Here is an 18869-nt window from a genome sequence, read left to right as displayed (position 1 = left end):
CCCGAGTGCGGCGGGCTCCCCATGGCCCCTCCGACACGATACGTCGCCGGGGCCGCCCGCGTCCCGAGGTCAGCCGAGCGGCTGGAAGGTCTCGAAGGCGACGTTGCGCATCTGGGTGCACTCGGGACCGTCCCACTGGTCGGCGGCGCAGCTGATCATGATGGCGTAGCCGTGCGTCGCGTCCAGCTTGAAGCCGCGGTTGAGCACCCGGACCTTCACGCCCTTCTGCTCACGCTCGAACTCCCAGTCGGCGACGGTCGGATAGCCCCGGTAGTCCACCACGTCGATGCGGATCTGCCGATACCCCTTGCTGCCGCCGCGGACACCGGCGACCGAATTGGTCCATGCGAGGCGCGCGTCATCGCCCGGCTGGCTGGTGTAGTCGACCTGGATCCGCGGGAAGCCGCCGCTTTCACGGGCGTAGATGCCGCCGGAGTTGTCTCCGGCTATGGCGATCTGCTTGAAGCCCTCGGGCATCGCCATCGAGAAGTGGAACCCGAACTCCTGGATCACGGCATATCCGGCCGGGACCGCGCCGCCCGCGCCGCCGGACGTGGAGCCCTGGCCCTGGCTCTGGCCCTGGCCCTGGCTCTGGCCCTGGCCCTGGCCCTGGCCCTGGCTCTGCTGGCCCTGACCCTGGCCCTGGCCCGGCTGACCTCCGGTGGCGGTACCCGTACCGGCGCTTGCGTTGCCGGCCGTCTCTCCCGTGTTCCCCGAGGGCTTCGGGGAAGTCTCCCCCGTCCCGCTGCTGCCGCTGCTGCCGCCCGGGTCCTTCGGGGCCGAAGCCGCCGGAGTGGGCTTGCCCTTGCCGCCCTTGCTCTCGTCCTTGGTGTCCTTGTCGTCGCCGCTGAAGGCGTAGACGATGAGCGAGCCGACGACCACCAGCATCACGACCACGGCCAGGGCCGTGAACACGATGGTGCGGCGCTGCATGACGTCGGTGAGCGGCGCCTTGACGGGGGACGCCTTGGACTTCGGCGGCTCCGCTGCGGAGACGGCCGTGGTGGCGGCCGCGACCGTCGCCGCCTTGCGGGCGGCCTTCAGCGCGGCGCGGGCGCGTTCGCGCTGCTCGCGGTCGCGGCGCTCACGTTCCTTCTTCGCCGCCCGTTCGGCCGCCTTCTCGGCCTTGTCCGCGGCAGCCTTCTCCACGGCGTCCTTGGCGTCGGCCAGCGATATCTGCCGGGTTTCCTCGGCTGCCGGAGCCGCTACGACCACCGGCTTGGGCTCGGGCGCCGCGAGGACGGCGTTCAGCATCGCCCGGGTGCGGGCGTCGTCGAGCCGGTGTGTCGGGTCCTTGGCGAGAAGGCCGTAGATGACCTCGGCCAACGGACCCGCGTTCTTCGGCGGGTCCACCGGCTCGGTCATCACCGCCGTGAGGGTGGCGAGCGCGGAACCCTTGTCGTACGGGGGCACTCCCTCGACGGAGGCGTACAGCAGACCGCCGAGCGACCACATGTCGGCGGGCGGGCCGGGCTTGTGGCCACGGGCACGCTCGGGGGAGATGTAGGAGGGGGCGCCGACGAGCATGCCGGTGGAGGTGACGGAGGGATCGCCCTCGACCTGCGCGATGCCGAAGTCGGTGAGGACGACACGGCCGTTGCCGGCGATGAGCACGTTCGACGGCTTCACGTCGCGGTGCAGGATCCCCTGGCCGTGCGCGGCGCGCAGCACGTCGAGCACCGCGAGGCCGACCTCGGCCGCGCGGCGCGGGGTGAGGGGGCCGTTTTCCCGTATGAACTCGGCGAGCGAGGGTCCCTCGATGAGCTCCATGACGATCCACGGCCGGCCGTCCTCGTCGACGACGTCGTAGACGGTGACGGCGCCACCACTGCGGATCCGGGCAATGGCCTTGGCTTCGCGGAGGGTACGGGTGATGAGGCGCCGCTTCTCGTCCTCGTCGACCCCGGTGCTGAAGCGGAGCTCCTTGACGGCGACGGTCCGACCCAGGGTCTCGTCCTGGGCCCGCCAGACGGTACCCATCCCGCCCTTGCCGAGCACGGTCCCCAGCCGGTAGCGCCCGGCCAGCAACCGTCCCTCGTCCTGCCCGCCCGCGGCAGCCTTGGCCGCGGCGGCCTTGACGGCGGCGGCCATGGCATCGGCCTTCTCGACGACGGGATTGCCCGCGGGCTTCGAAGCCGGCTTGGCACCAACGGCCTCCGCCGTGGCCGACCCGGCCGCCTTGCTCAACCCGGGCTTCGCCGCTGTGGGCTTCTCCTCGCCGGGCTTCGCCTCGGGCGACCCCGCCGCCTTGCTCAGCACGGGCTTCTCCCCGGGCGCTGCACCCGCCCGCTCGGCCCGGTCGGGCTCGGTCGCAGGCGCGGCGTCGGTCCTCGGCCCGCCCCCCGCAGCCTCTGCGGCGTCTGCCGGCTCCCCGGCGACCGGCCCGACAGCCTTGCCCGGCCCGGGCTTCGCAGCCGCGGGCACAGCGTCAGCCACCGGCCCGGCGTCCGAAGCCGCAGACGTCTCACTGGCGGGCTTCGCCGCCGGCGACCCCGCGGACTTGCTCAGCACGGGCTTCACCGCAGGCGACCCCGCGGACTTGCTGAGCACGGGCTTCGCCGCAGACGCAGCATCAGCCTGCTCGGCCCGGGCGGGCTTCGCCGCAGGCGACCCGGCAGCGTGGTGGTCCGCCGACTCCGCGGTAGGCGCAGCGTCAGCCACCGGCCCGGCATCCGCGGGCGCAGCCACAGCCTTCTCGCTGCCAGACTTCGCCGCAGGCGACCCGGCAGGCGAAGCCGCGGCGTCAGCCCCGGACTTCTCACTGCTGGGCTTCGCCGCAGGCGACCCGGCAGGCGACTCGGTGTGCTCCGGCTTCGACATGCGTCCCCTCTGCGATCGTGCCGCTGCTCCGCCTGCCCCAGCGGCTGAGCGACCCGGCGGCCGGGGCCCGCTGTAACCCGCCCCGGCAGAACCTTCATTCTTCCTCACTCCGCAACGGACGGGCGCCCCGGGTCTACGGTTCCCCCCTCCGCATCCCGGAGTTACAACGGAACGATGTCGGGCGCCCCCAGGCGCGCCGCGTCCGCCGTCTGGTCGTCCGGCTGGCGCTGCGACTCCCGCTCCGCCTGGACCCGCTTCTCGTAGTGCTCGACTTCCTTCTCGATCTGCTGCTTGTCCCACCCCAGCACCGGGGCCATCAACTCCGCGCACTCCCGCGCCGACCGCGTCCCCCGGTCGAAGGTCTCGATCGAGATCCGGGTCCGCCGCGTCAGCACGTCGTCCAGGTGCCGGGCCCCCTCGTGCGAGGCCGCGTACACGATCTCCGCCCGCAGGTAGTCGTCCGCACCGGACACCGGCTCGCGCAGTCCCGGATCGGCGGCCATCAGGTCCAGCAGTTCCTCCGTCAGCGATCCGAAGCGGTTCAACAGGTGCTCCACCCGCACCACATGAAGCCCCGTCCGGGCCGCGATCCGCGCCCGCCCGTTCCACAGCGCCCGGTATCCCTCCGCCCCCACCAGCGGCACGTCCTCCGTCACGCACTCCGCCACCCGCTGGTCCAGGCCGTGCACGGCCTCGTCGACCGCGTCCTTCGCCATGACCCGGTACGTCGTGTACTTGCCCCCGGCGACCACCACCAGCCCCGGCACCGGATGCGCCACCGTGTGCTCGCGCGACAGCTTGCTCGTCGCGTCCGACTCTCCGGCCAGCAGCGGCCGCAGGCCCGCGTACACGCCTTGGACGTCGTCGCGCGTGAGCGGCACCGCCAGCACCGAGTTCACGTGCTCCAGCAGGTAGTCGATGTCCGCGCTCGACGCCGCCGGATGCGCCTTGTCCAGGTCCCAGTCGGTGTCCGTGGTCCCCACGATCCAGTGCCGGCCCCACGGGATGACGAACAGCACCGACTTCTCAGTCCGCAGGATCAGTCCGGTGCTCGAATGGATCCGGTCCTTCGGTACGACCAGATGGATGCCCTTCGAGGCCCGCACGTGGAACTGGCCGCGTTCCCCGATCAGCGCCTGGGTGTCGTCCGTCCACACGCCCGTCGCGTTCACGACCTGCTTCGCGCGGATCTCGTACTCGCCACCCCCTTCCACGTCCCGCACCCGCACACCGACCACCCGTTCGCCCTCGCGCAGGAAGCCGATGACCCTCGCCCGATTGGCGCAGTGCGCCCCGTACGCGGCGGCCGTCCGCACGAGCGTGGTGACGTAGCGCGCGTCGTCCATCTGGGCGTCGTAGTACTGCAGGGCGCCCACCAGCGCGTCCTTGCGGAGCGCCGGCGCCACCCGCAGCGCGCGCGCCCGCGACAAGTGCCGGTGCACGGGCAGGCCGCGCCCGTGGCCGCTGGAGACCGACATCGCGTCGTACAGCGCGACGCCCGAGCCGGCGTAGATCCGCTCCCAGCCCTTGTGCTGCAACGGGTACAGGAAGGGCACCGGCTTCACCAGGTGCGGGGCCAGGCGCTCCAGCAACAGCCCGCGCTCCTTCAGGGCCTCGCGCACGAGGGCGAAGTCGAGCATCTCCAGGTACCGCAAACCGCCGTGGATCAGCTTGCTGGAGCGGCTGGAGGTGCCCGAGGCCCAGTCCCGCGCCTCCACCAGGCCGGTCGACAGGCCGCGCGTCACGGCGTCGAGCGCGGTGCCGGCGCCCACCACGCCCGCGCCCACCACCAGCACGTCCAGTTCCCGTTCGGCCATCCGGGTGAGGGCCTCGGCCCGCTGCACCGGCCCCAGTGTCGCTGTCCTCACGGCTGCCTCCCGTTGGTGCGGATGAGATCCCGCTCACATGCCCCGTTCCACGATTCTGACCGCCCGCACCCACATGAGCCACCGCCTGTGGACAACACAACGGTGGCGTTCACTCCGGAATGCGACATATCTGTCATATATAAGCCTAGTCTGACATTGCGCCAGCTCCCCTGTCCCCGGAGAACTTGCGCGGCAGCCCCCTCATGTCAGGGAAGGGACGGCACCCCCATGCCCGCAGACCTCGCCGTCATCGGACTCGGCCATCTCGGCCTCCCACTCGCCCAGGCGGCCGTCGCCGCCGGAATCGAGACGGTCGGCTACGACAGCGGTCCGGTCACGGACTCCACCCTCACCGCCGCCGAGGTCCGCCGCATGTCGGCGGCCGGCTTCCGGGTCACCACCAACCCCGCCGAACTCGGCCGGGTCCGCACGGCCGTCATCTGCGCCCCCACCCAGCTCGGCGCCGATCGCGCGCTGGACCTCTCCGCCGTCGGCGAGGCCGGCCGCGCGCTCGCCGCCCGGCTGCGCCCCCACACCACCGTGATCCTCGAATCCGCCGCCCACCCGGGCGTCACCGAGGACTACCTGCGGCCGATCCTCGAAGCCGGCTCCGGGCTGCGGGCGGGCCGCGACTTCCACCTGGCCTACTCCCCCAGCCGCCACGACCCGGGCAACCGCACCCACGGCATCTCCAACACCCCCAAGGTGATCGGCGGCCTCACCCCCGCCTGCACGGAGTCCGCGCACGCCTTCTACGCCCGCCTCACCGAGAAGGTGGTCCGCGCCCGCGGCCTGCGCGAGGCCGAGACCGTACAGCTCCTCGAAACGAACTACCGCCACGTCAACATCGCCCTCATGAACGAGATGGCCGTGCTCTGCCACGACCTCGGCGTCGACCTGTGGGACGTCATCCGCTGCGCCGAGACCAAGCCGTACGGGTTCCAGGCCTTCCGCCCCGGCCCGGGGGTCGGCGGCCACGGCGTCCCCCTCGACCCGAACTACCTCCCCCACACCACGCGCACCCCCGGCCACCCCCTGCGCATGGTCGGACTGGCGCAGGAGATCAACAACCGGATGCCCCAGTACGTCATCCAGCGCTCGGCCACCCTGCTGAACGAGCACGGAAAATCCGCCCGCGGAGCCCGCGTCCTGCTCCTCGGCGTCACCTACAAGCCCGACCTGGCCGACCAGGAGGGCTCCCCGGCCCGCGAGATCGCCAGCCGCCTCCTCGACCTGGGCGCGCTGATCAGCTACCACGACCCGTACATCACGGGCTGGCGGGTCAGGGACCAGCCGGTCCCCCGCGCCGAGTCGCTCTACGAGGCCGCCGCGAACGCGGACCTGACCATCCTGCTCCAGCACCACCGCACCTACGACATGCAGGGCCTCGCCGTGAAGGCCCAGCTGCTCCTGGACACCCGCGGCGCCAGCCCGGTGGGCGCGGCCCACCGCCTCTGAGCGCCGGAAAATCCCCCTGTCGATGTCCGACCGGCCTGCTAGCCTGCGGCGTCACTTATCTCGTACTTACACCCGAGGGGCGTAAGCACGCTCGAATCCCTGGGGGGATTTTCCAATGAGCCAGAACTTCACGCCGCCCGCGCCCGAGTCGTACACCCCGGTCGCCGCCCCGGCCCCGGTCCGCAGCGGCAACTTCGGCCTCGGCATCGTCGCCTCGGTCGTCGCGGCGATCGTCACCGGCGGCGTCTACGGCGCGATCATCGGCGCCAGCGGCTACCAGATCGGCTATGCCGCCGTGGCCGTCGGCGCGGTCGTCGGCCTCGCGGCCGGCAAGGTGGGCGGCTCCAACCCCGTTCTGCCCGTGCTCAGCGTCCTGCTGTCGCTGGCCGCCGTCTTCGGCGGCCAGCTCTTCGGCATCGCCTGGATGTTCGCGGACGAGCTCGGCACGACCGTCCCGGACCTGGGCATGGGCGTGCCCGAGCTGATCGAGACCTGGCAGAAGGTGTCCTCCCCGATGACCTTCCTCTTCCTCGCCATCGGCGGCTACGCCGCGTTCCAGGCGGCCCGGAAGGCCGGCCACTGACGCACCGGCCGCCGACGGGGCACTGAGCAGGCACGACGGGGCCGGCGGCCGAACCAGGCCAATGTCCAGCGGCGGGCGGCCCCTCCCACGCGCAGCGGCGCCGTCACGGCGTGGATCTGGCTGCTGGGCACCTTCACGGTGCTCTTCACCATCGCCACCGGCGTCGTCGTGTTCGCCGAGACGGACCCGGAACTGAGCCCCGAGGGGCCGGACTGGGGCCCGGTCTTGCTCTCGGCCCTCCTGACGGTGGCCTGCGCCTATCCGTGGACCGAATACCTGCGCAAGCGCCGGCGCGGCGAAGGCTGATCCTGCCACCACGTGCCGAAGGGCCCGGCCCCGAAACGGGGGCCGGGCCCTTCGGCACGTGGTGGCAGGAGGTCAGCGGCTGTGCTGCGAGTCCGCGATCGTGACCTCGACCCGCTGGAACTCCTTGAGCTCGCTGTAGCCGGTGGTGGCCATCGAGCGGCGCAGCGCGCCGAAGATGTTCATCGAGCCGTCCGGGGTGTGCGAGGGACCGGTGAGGATCTCCTCGGTGGTGCCCACGGTGCCGAGGTCGACCTTCTTGCCGCGCGGCACGTCCTCGTGGACGGCCTCCATGCCCCAGTGGTTGCCCTTGCCGGGCGCGTCGGTGGCACGGGCCAGCGGGGAGCCCATCATCACGGCGTCCGCGCCGCAGGCGACGGCCTTCGGGATGTCGCCGGACCAGCCCACGCCGCCGTCGGCGATGACGTGCACGTAGCGGCCGCCGGACTCGTCCATGTAGTCGCGGCGGGCCGCGGCCACGTCCGCGACGGCGGTCGCCATCGGGACCTGGATGCCGAGCACGTTGCGCGTGGTGTGCGCGGCGCCGCCGCCGAAGCCGACGAGGACACCGGCCGCGCCGGTGCGCATCAGGTGCAGGGCCGCCGTGTAGGTGGCGCAGCCGCCGACGATGACCGGGACGTCGAGCTCGTAGATGAACTGCTTGAGGTTGAGCGGCTCGGCGGCGCCCGACACGTGCTCGGCGGAGACGGTGGTGCCGCGGATCACGAAGATGTCCACGCCCGCGTCGACGACGGCCTTGGAGAACTCGGCCGTGCGCTGCGGGGAGAGCGCGGCGGCGGTGACGACGCCGGAGTCGCGGACCTCCTTGATGCGCTGCCGGATCAGGTCCGCCTGGATCGGAGCGGCGTAGATCTCCTGGAGGCGGCGGGTGGCGGCCTCCTCGTCCAGCTCCGTGATCTCGTCGAGCAGCGGCTGCGGGTCCTCGTACCGGGTCCACAGGCCTTCTAGGTTCAGCACGCCGAGGCCGCCGAGCTCGCCGATGCGGATGGCGGTCTGCGGGGAGACGACCGAGTCCATGGGGGCGGCCAGGAAGGGGAGCTCGAAGCGGTACGCGTCGATCTGCCAGGCGATCGAGACCTCCTTCGGGTCCCGGGTACGCCGGCTCGGGACGATGGCGATGTCGTCGAACGCGTACGCCCTGCGGCCGCGCTTGCCGCGCCCGATCTCGATCTCAGTCACGTGTGGTGGCCTTTCCTCTGGGTCTGCCCGTCCAGTATCCCCGAACGCCGGGGGCCCGCGTTCCGGTGACCGCTGTACGGACGGCTGCGCGGGCACGGCGAAGGGGCGGGCCCGACGGGCCCGCCCCCTCACCTCATGCCGTTCAGCCCTTGCGGGAGTAGTTCGGCGCTTCGACCGTCATCTGGATGTCGTGCGGGTGGCTCTCCTTGAGGCCCGCCGAGGTGATCCGGACGAACCGGCCGCGGTCCTGCAGCTCGGGGACCGTGCGGCCGCCCACGTAGAACATCGACTGGCGCAGGCCGCCGACGAGCTGGTGCACGACCGCGGAGAGCGGACCCCGGTAGGGGACCTGGCCCTCGATGCCCTCGGGGATGAGCTTGTCGTCGCCGCCCACGCCCTCCTGGAAGTAGCGGTCCTTGGAGAAGGACTTCTGCTCGCCGCGGGACTGCATCGCGCCGAGCGAACCCATGCCGCGGTACGACTTGAACTGCTTGCCGTTGATGAAGAGCAGCTCGCCCGGGGACTCCTCGCAGCCCGCGAGCAGCGAGCCGAGCATCACCGTGTCGGCACCCGCGACCAGGGCCTTGGCGATGTCGCCGGAGTACTGCAGGCCGCCGTCGCCGATGACCGGGACACCGGCCGCCTTGGCGGCGAGCGAGGCCTCGTAGATCGCGGTGACCTGCGGGACGCCGATGCCGGCGACGACGCGGGTGGTGCAGATGGAGCCGGGGCCGACGCCGACCTTGATGCCGTCGCAGCCGGCGTCGATCAGCGCCTGCGCACCGTCACGCGTGGCGACGTTGCCGCCGATGACGTCGACGGTGGAGTTCGACTTGATCTTGGCGACCATGTCGCCGACCAGGCGGGAGTGACCGTGGGCGGTGTCGACGACGATGAAGTCGGCGCCCGCCTCGATCAGGGCCTGGGCGCGCTCGTACGCGTCGCCGGCGACGCCGACGGCCGCGCCGACGAGGAGCCGGCCGCCCTTGTCCTTGGCGGCGTTCGGGTACTTCTCGGCCTTGACGAAGTCCTTGACCGTGATGAGGCCCTTGAGGATGCCCGCGTCGTCGACCAGCGGAAGCTTCTCGATCTTGTGGCGGCGCAGCAGCTCCATGGCGTCCACGCCCGAGATGCCGACCTTGCCCGTGACCAGCGGCATCGGGGTCATGACCTCGCGCACCTGGCGGCTGCGGTCCGACTCGAAGGCCATGTCGCGGTTGGTGACGATGCCGAGGAGCTTGCCGGCGGGGTCGGTGACCGGGACGCCGGAGATGCGGAACTTCGCGCAGAGCTCGTCGGCCTCGCGCAGCGTCGCGTCCGGGTGCACCGTGATCGGGTCGGTGACCATGCCGGACTCGGAGCGCTTGACCAGGTCGACCTGGTTGGCCTGGTCGGCGATGGAGAGGTTGCGGTGCAGCACGCCGACGCCGCCCTGCCGGGCCATGGCGATGGCCATGCGGGACTCGGTGACCTTGTCCATGGCGGCGGACAGCAGCGGAACGTTGACGCGCACGTTGCGCGAGATGAGGGAAGAGGTGTCGATCGCATCAGGCGCCATGTCCGACGCGCCCGGCAGCAGCAGCACGTCGTCGTAGGTCAGTCCGAGCGTGGCGAATTTGTCGGGCACTCCGTCGGCGGTCATGACACCTTCCCAATGGTCTTGCTCAGCGCGGATGTCCATGCTAACGGGATCCCGACGCGTCTCATTCCACGACCAAGGTCAAGCAGAAGTTTCGTCACTTCCTACGATTGCGGCCCGTGGCCGAGGCCCACGCAGAGCCATGTGGAGCCACGCCGAGCTGTGCGCACGGACCGGCACGGAGCCCTTCCGGGCCGTTTCGAGCCGCTTCGAGCCGTACGGACCGCGGCGGGCCACGAGACCGCGCGGCCCGCACGGCTGCCTACTGCTCGGCGAGTGCCCGCAGCCGGCTGAGCGCGCGGTGCTGGGCCACGCGCACGGCCCCCGGGGACATTCCGAGCATCTGGCCGGTCTCCTCCGCGGTCAGCCCGACGGCCACCCGCAGCACGAGGAGCTCGCGCTGGTTCTCCGGGAGGTTGGCCAGCAGCTTCTTGGCCCAGGCGGCGTCGCTGCTGAGCAGCGCGCGCTCCTCCGGGCCCAGCGAGTCGTCGGGCCGCTCCGGCATCTCGTCGGAGGGCACGGCCGTGCTGCCCGGGTGCCGCATGGCGGCCCGCTGCAGGTCGGCGACCTTGTGCGCGGCGATCGCGAAGACGAAGGCCTCGAAGGGCCGCCCGGTGTCCCGGTAGCGCGGCAGCGCCATCAGGACGGCGACGCAGACCTCCTGCGCCAGGTCCTCCACGAAGTGACGAGCGTCACCCGGCAATCGCGAGAGCCGGGTGCGGCAGTAGCGGATCGCGAGGGGGTGCACGAAGGCGAGCAGGTCGTGCGTGGCCTGCTCGTCACCCTCCACCGCCCTGCGTACGAGCGCGCTGACGCCCCCGGCACTGCCGCCTTTGGCGGCGCCGGTCGGGCCTGTGGCCGCGGGTGACCCCAGGGCCTCGTCGTCGCGCATCAATCCATGGTGCCTTGGCGCCGGAGCATCCGCGCCGCCATGGCCCTTGTTGTGCATCGAAGCGTTATGAGCAGGTGCGCCGGAACTCATCATCTGCGCCCTCCCCTCCCGCTCGGCCGAATAGTCCCCGAGAGACTCCACACCCTCAAGGATGCGGCATCGCGCACGAAGCGAGACGTCCCCCGGATTGTGCCCCGCCAATCCCCGGGTGCGCACCGGGTACGGCGGGGACGGGGATGCCCTCGATCAGACGAGCCGTCGAGGGCGGCGCGCCGCCCCGTCCGCAGGTGGCGGACGGGACCTCTCCCGACCATCCGCGGCCTGTGGCGGACCGGGCCGGGCCCGGCCACGACCGGGAGGTCAGCGAACCAGACCCCAGCGGAAACCGAGTGCCACCGCGTGCGCCCGGTCCGAGGCCCCGAGCTTCTTGAACAGCCGGCGGGCGTGCGTCTTGACCGTGTCCTCGGAGAGGAAGAGCTCGCGCCCGATCTCCGCGTTGGACCGGCCGTGGCTCATGCCCTCCAGCACCTGGATCTCGCGCGCGGTGAGCGTGGGCGCGGCGCCCATCTCGGCCGAGCGGAGCCGGCGCGGGGCCAGTCGCCAGGTCGGGTCGGCGAGGGCCTGGGTGACCGTGGCCCGCAGTTCGGCGCGCGAGGCGTCCTTGTGCAGGTACCCACGGGCGCCGGCGGCGACCGCGAGGGCCACGCCGTCCAGGTCCTCGGCGACCGTCAGCATGATGATGCGGGCGCCGGGGTCGGCCGAGAGCAGTCGACGGACCGTCTCCACACCGCCCAGCCCGGGCATCCGTACATCCATCAGAATCAGGTCGGAGCGGTCGGCGCCCCAGCGGCGGAGGACTTCCTCGCCGTTGGCAGCCGTCGTCACACGCTCGACGCCGGGCACGGTGGCAACCGCGCGACGGAGCGCCTCTCGGGCAAGCGGGGAGTCGTCGCAGACGAGGACGGATGTCATGACCGCCCTCCGCAGCTGCTGATGCGCGTCACCTTGAGCCTCCAGGCTGGTACGTATCGTCACCTGTGCGGTCGATGCCCCCGGACACCTGTCCGAGAACTTATTGGTTCAACCGCCTTCGCACTCTCAACGATGGTCACTCGAAAGAGTTACGGGTCGGACGGACACCTTCAGCACTCTACGTGAGGAAGCGATCACGGCGCTGGAGCCACGAGCCGCTTGTCCTCCATCTGGAGCTATGCCCTATTTGGCGGCTTTCCTTCCGTTTGGCACGTGTCTGAGGCTAGATTCCCAATGAGTCATATTTACATCTACTCCGACAGTAGGTGTGGAGACATGGACCGTATCCGCCTCAGTACCGGCACCAAGAGGGACTACCAATGGCAGATTTCTCCCGCCTCCCCGGACCGAACGCCGACCTCTGGGACTGGCAGCTGCTAGCCGCCTGCCGCGGGGTCGACAGCTCTCTCTTCTTCCACCCGGAAGGCGAGCGGGGCGCGGCCAGGAGCGCGCGCGAGGCCTCGGCTAAAGAGGTCTGCATGAGATGCCCGGTGCGTTCGGAATGCGCCGCGCACGCACTCGCCGTCCGAGAGCCCTACGGGGTGTGGGGCGGCCTCACCGAGGACGAGCGCGAGGAACTGATGGGCCGCGCCCGGCACCGCCTGATCCCCGCGTCGAGTGCGATCGGACCGATCGCGCCGAACTGAGAGTCGCCGAAACGTCCGAAGGAACGTTTCCTCGAATCACCAACACACCCGGGCGTGTCGCCGCCCGGCCCGCGTTTCACCCGTTCGGCCGTACCCGGCCCCACGACGTGTGCGCCCCCGGCCGCCGCCGGGGGCGGACGCGCGTCAGCGCGCGGCCGCCCGCTCCAGTTCGGCCAGGGTCGCGGCCACGGCCGGCACCCGGGCCAGGTCGGGCAGGGTCAGCGCCACCACCTCGCGCTCGACGGCCGGCTCCACCGACACCGTGCTCACACCCTTGGCCCGTACGGACTCCACCGCGAGCTCCGGCAGTACCGCCACGCCCAGCCCCGCGCCGACCAGGCCGACCACCGCCGGGTAGTCGTCGGTGGCGAAGTCGATGCGCGGGGTGAAGCCCGCGCCCTCGCACACGTCCACCAGATGGCGACGGCAGCGCGGACAGCCGGCGATCCAGGGGTCGTCCGCCAGCTCCGCCATGCCCACGCGCTCCGCCCCGGCCAGCCGGTGCCCCTCGGGGACCAACCCGACGAGCCGGTCGGTCAGCAGCGGCCGCACCACGAGGTCGTCCCACTCCGCGGCGGAATGGTCCGCCCCGCCGTACCGGAAGGCCAGCGCCAGGTCGCAGTCGCCCTCGCGGAGCATCTCCACCGAACGCGGCGGCTCCGCCTCGACCAGCGAGATGCGGGTCCCGGGGTGCTCGGCGCGCATCGCGGCGAGTGCGGTCGGCACCAGGGTGGAACTGCCGCTGGGGAAGGACACGAGCCGGACCCGACCCGCGCGCAGCCCCGCGATGGCCGCGACCTCCTCCTCCGCGGCGGTCAGCCCGGCCAGGATCCCCGCGGCATGGCGGACCAGGGCCTCGCCCGCCTGGGTCAGCCGCATCTCGCGACCGGTGCGGATCAGCAGCGGGGTGCCGGCCGACTGCTCCAGCGCCTTCATCTGCTGGGAGACGGCGGGCTGGGTGCAGCCGAGCTCGCGGGCGGCGGCCGAGAAGGACCCGGTCCCGGCGACGGCGCGCAGAACCCGGAGATGGCGTGCTTCGATCACCCTTCGAGCATAAGCCCTACTTTGATTTCCACGCCAATACTCCGGTGTCACTTTGAGGCGGCTCCGGTTAGCGTGATCCCATGGGCTCCATGCAATTGATCTCTGTGAACCTCGGCCGCGCCACGGCTGTCGACTACACCGACGCGGAGGGCGGCATGACGGGCATCGGCAAACGTCCCGTGCCCGGACCGGTCCGCGTCGTCGCCCCGGGCCCCAAGGCCACCGGCCTCGGCAGCGGCCTGGAAGGTGACGCCATCTGCGACCGGCGCCACCACGGCGGCGACCACCAGGCCGTCTACGCGTACGCCCGCGAGGACCTGGACCTGTGGGAGCAGCTGCTGGGCCGCGAACTGCCCGGCGGGCTCTTCGGCGAGAACCTCACCACCTCCGGCATCGACCTGAACGCCGCGCGGATCGGTGAACGCTGGCAGGTCGGCGCGGACCTCGTCCTCGAAGTGGCCTCGGCCCGCATCCCGTGCCGGACCTTCCAGGGGGCCATGGGCGAGGCCGGCTGGGTCAAGCGGTTCACCGAGGAGGCCCGGCCGGGAGCGTACCTGCGGGTGATCGAGGAGGGTTCGGTCTCCCCCGGCGACCCCATCCAGATCGTCCACCGACCGGACCACGACGTGACGGTGCAACTGTGGTTCCGCGCCTTCACCACCGAGCGGGCGCTGCTGCCGCTCACCCTGGCCGCGGGCGAGGCGATGGAGCCGAAGGCCCGCGAGCGGGTTCGCCTGTGCGTGGAGAAGTACGGGGCGGGGACCGGGGCGAGGTAGCACCGTCATCCCGGGAAGCTAGGTTGCGCCTATGACGACTGCGTTGATTACGGGATCCACGGCGGGCATCGGCGCCGCCTTCGCCCGGCGGCTGGCCGCCCAGGGGCACAATCTGGTGCTGGTGGCGCGCGACACGAAGCGGCTCGGCGAGCAGGCCACCGAGCTGCACGACCGGCACGGCATCGAGGCCGAGGTGCTGGCCGCCGACCTCTCCACGGAGGAGGGCATCGCGGCGGTCGAGGATCGCCTCGACGACCGCACCCACCCGGTGGACCTGCTGGTCAACAACGCGGGCTTCGGCAACAAGGGCCGCTACCTCGAAGTCTCCATGGCCGACGAGTTGACCATGCTGAAGGTGCACGTCGAGGCGGTCCTGCGGCTGACCTCGGCGGCCACGGAATCGATGCGCTCGCGCGGCCGGGGCGGCGTGATCAACGTGGCCTCGGTGGCCGCCTTCGTACCGCGCGGCACGTACGGGGCGAGCAAGGCCTGGGTCGTGCAGTTCACCCAGGGTGCGGCGCGGGACCTGGCGGGCTCCGGGGTGCGGCTGATGGCCCTGTGCCCCGGCTTCGTCCGGACGGAGTTCCACCAGCGGGCCGGCATGGGCACGGACAACATCCCCGGCTGGATGTGGCTGGACGCCGACAAGCTGGTGACCGCGGCCCTGGCCGACCTGGCCCGCGGGAAGACGGTGTCGATCCCGGACCCGCGGTACAAGGCGCTGATGGGCGTGGTGAAGCTGACGCCGCGCGGACTGCTGGGCGGGGTGTCCTCGCGCACGGGCCGCAAGTACGGCCCCCAGTAGCCCTGGAGGGCGCCCCGCGGGGCCCCTTCACGAGCGGCCAACCGGGGGAAATCTCCCTAAACTGGACCTGTCCCATCCAGCGCGGGAGGCGACGCGATGACATTCGTACAAGTGATCGATTATGAGACCAGGCGGTTCGACGAGATGAACGCGCTCATCGACCGCTGGGCGGAGCAGAGCAGCGGCCGGCGCACCGCCACGCACACGATGATCGGCCAGGACCGCGAGGCCCGGAACCACTACGTGGACATGGTGGAGTTCGCCTCGTACGAGGAGGCCATGAAGAACTCCCACCTCCCCGAGACGGACCGGATGTTCCAGGAAATGGTGGCCCTCTGCGAAGGCATGCCGAAGTTCATGAACCTCGACGTGGTCCGCGACGAACACCTCAACAAGCAGCTCGCCAACCGGGTGTTCGAAGAAGCGGCCATGGCCGGGAACATGAGCGTCCTCGACGAGTGCTTCGCGACGAACTACATCGACCACGACGCCAGCAGGGCGGAGTCCACCGTCATCGGACGCGAGGCCATGAAGTCGGACATGGAGACGTGGCGCGCGGGCTTCGACATGACCTTCGAGCCGACGGCCCAGCTGGCCGAGGGCGACATGGTCACGACGGTCTGGAAGTGGCGCGGTACCCACAAGGGCTCGTTCATGGGGGTCGCACCGACCGGGAAGACGTACGAGATGTCCGGGAGCACCACGTTCCGGTGCCTAGAAGGAGAGATCATCGAGGGCTGGTGGCACTACAACCCCGGAGCCCTGCAACAGCAGATGGGCGGAACGGGTTCGCCGTACGGAACCTGAGGCCCCATCACGGGGAAGGCAACGGGAAGGCCCCGCTCCGCGACTGCGGAACGGGGCCTTCCCGGCGTGGTGCGCGCGATCAGTGGCTGTGGCCGTGACCGTGGCCGTGACCGGCGTCGCCCTCGTCCTCCGCCGGCTTCTCGACGACCAGGGTCTCGGTCGTGAGCAGCAGGGAGGCGATGGAGGCGGCGTTCTCCAGCGCGGAACGGGTGACCTTCACCGGGTCGATGACGCCGGCCTTGACCAGGTCGCCGTACTCGCCGGTGGCGGCGTTGAAGCCCTGGCCCTTGTCGAGCTCGGCGACCTTCGAGGTGATGACGTAACCCTCGAGACCGGCGTTCTCGGCGATCCAGCGCAGCGGCTCGACGGCGGCGCGGCGCACGACCGCGACACCGGTGGCCTCGTCGCCCGACAGGCCGAGGTTGCCCTCGAGGACCTTCACGGCGTGGACGAGCGCGGAGCCACCGCCGGAGACGATGCCCTCCTCGACCGCGGCGCGGGTCGCCGAGATGGCGTCCTCGAGACGGTGCTTCTTCTCCTTGAGCTCCACCTCGGTGGCGGCGCCGACCTTGATGACGCAGACGCCGCCGGCGAGCTTCGCCAGGCGCTCCTGCAGCTTCTCGCGGTCCCAGTCCGAGTCGGTCGACTCGATCTCGGCCTTGATCTGGTTGACGCGGCCGAGGACCTCGTCGGAGCTGCCGCCACCGTCGACGATGGTGGTGTCGTCCTTGGAGATGGTCACGCGGCGGGCGGAGCCCAGTACGTCCAGACCGGCCTGGTCGAGCTTGAGGCCGACCTCCTCGGCGATGACGGTGGCACCGGTGAGGGTGGCCATGTCCTGGAGCATCGCCTTGCGACGGTCACCGAAGCCGGGGGCCTTGACGGCCACCGCGTTGAAGGTGCCGCGGATCTTGTTGACGACGAGGGTGGAGAGCGCCTCGCCCTCGACGTCCTCGGCGATGATCAGCAGCGGCTTGGAGGCGCCGGCCTGGATGACCTTCTCCAGCAGCGGCAGCAGGTCCTGGATCGAGGAGATCTTGCCCTGGTTGATCAGGATGTACGGGTCGTCGAGGACGGCCTCCATACGCTCCTGGTCGGAGACCATGTACGGCGAGAGGTAGCCCTTGTCGAAGGCCATGCCCTCGGTGAACTCCAGCTCCAGGCCGAAGGTGTTGGACTCCTCGACGGTGATGACACCGTCCTTGCCGACCTTGTCCATCGCCTCGGCGATGAGCTCGCCGACCTGCTGGTCCTGCGCGGAGAGCGCGGCCACGGCGGCGATGTCGGACTTGTCCTCGATCGGGCGGGCGGTCGCGAGGAGCTCCTCGGACACGGCCTTGACCGCGGCGTCGATGCCCTTCTTCAGGGCGGCCGGGGAAGCACCCGCGGCGACGTTGCGCAGACCCTCGCGGACCAGCGCCTGGGCCAGCACGGTGGCGGTGGTGGTGCCGTCACCCGCGATGTCGTTGGTCTTGGTCGCCACCTCCTTCACGAGCTGCGCGCCCAGGTTCTCGTACGGGTCGTCCAGCTCGACCTCGCGGGCGATGGTGACACCGTCGTTGGTGATGGTGGGGGCGCCGAACTTCTTGTCGATGACGACGTTGCGGCCCTTGGGGCCGATCGTCACCTTGACCGTGTCGGCAAGCTTGTTGACGCCGCGCTCGAGGGCGCGACGGGCGTCCTCGTCGAACTTCAGGATCTTCGCCATGGGAGCGGTTCAGCCCTCTCGAAAACTAGGTTTAACGAACCGCGCCCCTCGCCGCCCGGCAATCAGCGGGGTGACCAGGGGCGCAGCTCAAGCAAACTTCTTGAAGCGAATTACTTCTCGACGATCGCGAGCACGTCGCGAGCCGAGAGGACGAGGTACTCCTCGCCGCTGTACTTCACTTCGGTGCCGCCGTACTTGCTGTACAGCACGATGTCGCCGACGGTGACGTCCAGCGGGAGACGCTGGCCGTCCTCGAAGCGACCCGGGCCCACCGCGAGGACGACGCCCTCCTGGGGCTTCTCCTTCGCGGTGTCCGGGATGACCAGGCCGGAGGCCGTGGTCTGCTCGGCGTCGAGCGGCTGGACCACAATGCGGTCCTCAAGCGGCTTGATGGCAACCTTGGAGCTGGCGGTCGTCACGATCCGACCTCCCCCTTCGGAGATCCGGGGTTAACTGTCTGAGGTGGCGACCAGGTCGATCCGTCGTCGCGGGTGCCGGACCTGCCTGTCGCTGTGTTGGCACTCACCGGGGGTGAGTGCCAGGTGCGAGACTATTCCGGCGATTAGCACTCGGTCAAGCGGAGTGCCAATTCTCGACGCCGGGTGTTGCGGGGCCCCTGCGGGGGGCTCGGCGGATTTGCGGCTCGGTGGCACGTTTCCCTCGTGTCGAGGTGGTTCGCCTCAAACGCCGGCGGGGCTTCAAAGGGTGGGGCGGTGCCCCGCAGGAGGGTCTCCTCGGCTCGCGCCAGGCGGCCGCGGTTCTGCCGTTCGGCCTGGGTTGCGCGCTCGTCCTGCGGGGACCCTCCTCCGTGTCCCCACCCCACGGCACGGCTCCGACAGCCCAACCTTGTCCCCCACCTGCCCATGAACCTGCACCCCCAACGGGTGACTGACCCCGTTCCCGATGGGCCTGCACCGCCAACGGGTGAGCAGCCCCCTTCCCCATGGGCCTGCACCGCCGACGGGTGAGCGGCCCCCTTTCCCCGTGGGCCTGCACCGCCCGGGGGGAGCGGTGTGTTTCCCGGTGGGCCTGCGGCGCCAACAGGTCAGTGGGGGGCTTCCCTGTGGGTTTGTGCGGCTGAGGGGAGGGGGGACGTGGTGGGGTGTCCCCGCAGGACGAGGCGCTACCACCGAGCACAACCGAGACGTGCCCGCACGCGCCGAGCCGAGGAGACACCCCACCACGGCCCCCGGACCGACCCACACCAACAACCCCCCCCCCCCCACCCCCCCCCCCCCCCCCCGCGCGGGGCCCCCCCCCCCGCCCCGCCCGCGGTTGTGGGGCGGG

At 71.1% G+C, this 18869-nt stretch carries 16 protein-coding genes; 7 read left to right on the top strand and 9 right to left on the bottom strand.

What is annotated here, in order from left to right:
* Positions 1 to 69: 69 nt before the first annotated feature.
* The gene (locus tag ACIQK6_RS00530) at positions 70 to 2259 is read right to left on the bottom strand and encodes a serine/threonine-protein kinase (RefSeq protein ID WP_402694044.1); all 2190 of its coding nucleotides are present in this window, start codon (positions 2257 to 2259) and stop codon (positions 70 to 72) included.
* A gap of 722 nt (positions 2260 to 2981) precedes the next feature.
* The gene (locus ACIQK6_RS00525; protein ID WP_329099523.1) at positions 2982 to 4688 is read right to left on the bottom strand and encodes a glycerol-3-phosphate dehydrogenase/oxidase; all 1707 of its coding nucleotides are present in this window, start codon (positions 4686 to 4688) and stop codon (positions 2982 to 2984) included.
* A 228-nt stretch (positions 4689 to 4916) separates the two neighbouring features.
* On the opposite strand from ACIQK6_RS00525, the gene ACIQK6_RS00520 reads away from it, so the two are divergent.
* The 3 genes from ACIQK6_RS00520 to ACIQK6_RS00510 all read left to right on the top strand — a co-directional run bounded on the left by ACIQK6_RS00520 (position 4917) and on the right by ACIQK6_RS00510 (position 7035).
* Entirely contained in the window at positions 4917 to 6146 is a 1230-nt protein-coding gene (locus tag ACIQK6_RS00520; RefSeq protein WP_329099524.1) for a nucleotide sugar dehydrogenase, read from the top strand.
* 115 nt (positions 6147 to 6261) lie between these two features.
* On the top strand, positions 6262 to 6729 hold the full coding sequence (locus ACIQK6_RS00515) for a hypothetical protein (protein WP_329099526.1): 468 nt from the start codon (positions 6262 to 6264) through the stop codon (positions 6727 to 6729).
* Positions 6730 to 6867: 138 nt separating this feature from the next.
* Entirely contained in the window at positions 6868 to 7035 is a 168-nt protein-coding gene (locus ACIQK6_RS00510; protein WP_329099527.1) for a hypothetical protein, read from the top strand.
* Positions 7036 to 7107: 72 nt separating this feature from the next.
* On the opposite strand, the gene ACIQK6_RS00505 is transcribed toward ACIQK6_RS00510, so the two are convergent.
* The 4 genes from ACIQK6_RS00505 to ACIQK6_RS00490 all read right to left on the bottom strand — a co-directional run bounded on the left by ACIQK6_RS00505 (position 7108) and on the right by ACIQK6_RS00490 (position 11735).
* Positions 7108 to 8232 (bottom strand): GuaB3 family IMP dehydrogenase-related protein, encoded by a 1125-nt coding sequence (locus tag ACIQK6_RS00505; protein WP_329099528.1) that lies wholly within the window; start codon positions 8230 to 8232, stop codon positions 7108 to 7110.
* 142 nt (positions 8233 to 8374) lie between these two features.
* Positions 8375 to 9874: an IMP dehydrogenase gene (gene guaB, locus ACIQK6_RS00500; RefSeq protein WP_329099529.1), complete on the bottom strand. Its 1500-nt coding sequence runs from the start codon at positions 9872 to 9874 to the stop codon at positions 8375 to 8377.
* Between the two features lie 259 nt (positions 9875 to 10133).
* On the bottom strand, positions 10134 to 10763 hold the full coding sequence (locus ACIQK6_RS00495; RefSeq protein ID WP_030389108.1) for a sigma-70 family RNA polymerase sigma factor: 630 nt from the start codon (positions 10761 to 10763) through the stop codon (positions 10134 to 10136).
* 360 nt (positions 10764 to 11123) lie between these two features.
* A complete protein-coding gene (locus ACIQK6_RS00490; RefSeq protein ID WP_003948568.1) occupies positions 11124 to 11735 on the bottom strand; it encodes a response regulator transcription factor in 612 nt (203 codons plus the stop codon).
* A gap of 380 nt (positions 11736 to 12115) precedes the next feature.
* Here ACIQK6_RS00490 and ACIQK6_RS00485 point away from each other — a divergent pair, with 380 nt between their 5' ends.
* Positions 12116 to 12442, top strand: coding sequence for a WhiB family transcriptional regulator (locus ACIQK6_RS00485; protein ID WP_030011164.1), 327 nt, complete (start codon positions 12116 to 12118; stop codon positions 12440 to 12442).
* A gap of 144 nt (positions 12443 to 12586) precedes the next feature.
* On the opposite strand, the gene ACIQK6_RS00480 is transcribed toward ACIQK6_RS00485, so the two are convergent.
* Entirely contained in the window at positions 12587 to 13486 is a 900-nt protein-coding gene (locus ACIQK6_RS00480; protein WP_402694043.1) for a LysR family transcriptional regulator, read from the bottom strand.
* Between the two features lie 89 nt (positions 13487 to 13575).
* On the opposite strand from ACIQK6_RS00480, the gene ACIQK6_RS00475 reads away from it, so the two are divergent.
* The 3 genes from ACIQK6_RS00475 (at position 13576) to ACIQK6_RS00465 (ending at position 15874) form a co-directional block, all read left to right on the top strand.
* Positions 13576 to 14262, top strand: a complete 687-nt coding sequence (locus ACIQK6_RS00475; RefSeq protein ID WP_329099532.1) for an MOSC domain-containing protein — start codon at positions 13576 to 13578, stop codon at positions 14260 to 14262.
* Between the two features lie 31 nt (positions 14263 to 14293).
* Entirely contained in the window at positions 14294 to 15067 is a 774-nt protein-coding gene (locus ACIQK6_RS00470; RefSeq protein WP_329099533.1) for an SDR family oxidoreductase, read from the top strand.
* Between the two features lie 96 nt (positions 15068 to 15163).
* Positions 15164 to 15874 carry an ester cyclase gene (locus ACIQK6_RS00465; RefSeq protein ID WP_402694042.1) on the top strand — a complete coding sequence of 237 codons (711 nt, stop codon included), beginning with the start codon at positions 15164 to 15166 and terminating at the stop codon, positions 15872 to 15874.
* Between the two features lie 79 nt (positions 15875 to 15953).
* Here ACIQK6_RS00465 and groL read toward each other — a convergent pair whose 3' ends face one another.
* Positions 15954 to 17582: a chaperonin GroEL gene (gene groL, locus ACIQK6_RS00460; RefSeq protein ID WP_329099535.1), complete on the bottom strand. Its 1629-nt coding sequence runs from the start codon at positions 17580 to 17582 to the stop codon at positions 15954 to 15956.
* A 110-nt stretch (positions 17583 to 17692) separates the two neighbouring features.
* The gene (groES, locus tag ACIQK6_RS00455; protein ID WP_030011064.1) at positions 17693 to 18001 is read right to left on the bottom strand and encodes a co-chaperone GroES; all 309 of its coding nucleotides are present in this window, start codon (positions 17999 to 18001) and stop codon (positions 17693 to 17695) included.
* Positions 18002 to 18869: the final 868 nt, after the last annotated feature.

The organism is Streptomyces sp. NPDC091682 (assembly GCF_044756625.1).
Taxonomy (GTDB): Bacteria; Actinomycetota; Actinomycetes; order Streptomycetales; family Streptomycetaceae; genus Streptomyces.
The sequence above is the reverse complement of the archived record's forward strand: the minus strand, read 5'-3'. Positions and strand labels throughout refer to the sequence as shown.

Coding starts and splice junctions, on each gene's coding strand:
- ACIQK6_RS00520 (WP_329099524.1), top strand. CDS start 4,917: ATGCCCGCAGACCTCGCCGTCATCGGACTCGGCCATCTCGGCCTCCCA.
- ACIQK6_RS00515 (WP_329099526.1), top strand. CDS start 6,262: ATGAGCCAGAACTTCACGCCGCCCGCGCCCGAGTCGTACACCCCGGTC.
- guaB (WP_329099529.1), bottom strand. CDS start 9,874: ATGACCGCCGACGGAGTGCCCGACAAATTCGCCACGCTCGGACTGACC.
- ACIQK6_RS00495 (WP_030389108.1), bottom strand. CDS start 10,763: ATGCGCGACGACGAGGCCCTGGGGTCACCCGCGGCCACAGGCCCGACC.
- ACIQK6_RS00490 (WP_003948568.1), bottom strand. CDS start 11,735: ATGACATCCGTCCTCGTCTGCGACGACTCCCCGCTTGCCCGAGAGGCG.
- ACIQK6_RS00485 (WP_030011164.1), top strand. CDS start 12,116: ATGGCAGATTTCTCCCGCCTCCCCGGACCGAACGCCGACCTCTGGGAC.
- ACIQK6_RS00475 (WP_329099532.1), top strand. CDS start 13,576: ATGCAATTGATCTCTGTGAACCTCGGCCGCGCCACGGCTGTCGACTAC.
- ACIQK6_RS00470 (WP_329099533.1), top strand. CDS start 14,294: ATGACGACTGCGTTGATTACGGGATCCACGGCGGGCATCGGCGCCGCC.
- ACIQK6_RS00465 (WP_402694042.1), top strand. CDS start 15,164: ATGACATTCGTACAAGTGATCGATTATGAGACCAGGCGGTTCGACGAG.
- groL (WP_329099535.1), bottom strand. CDS start 17,582: ATGGCGAAGATCCTGAAGTTCGACGAGGACGCCCGTCGCGCCCTCGAG.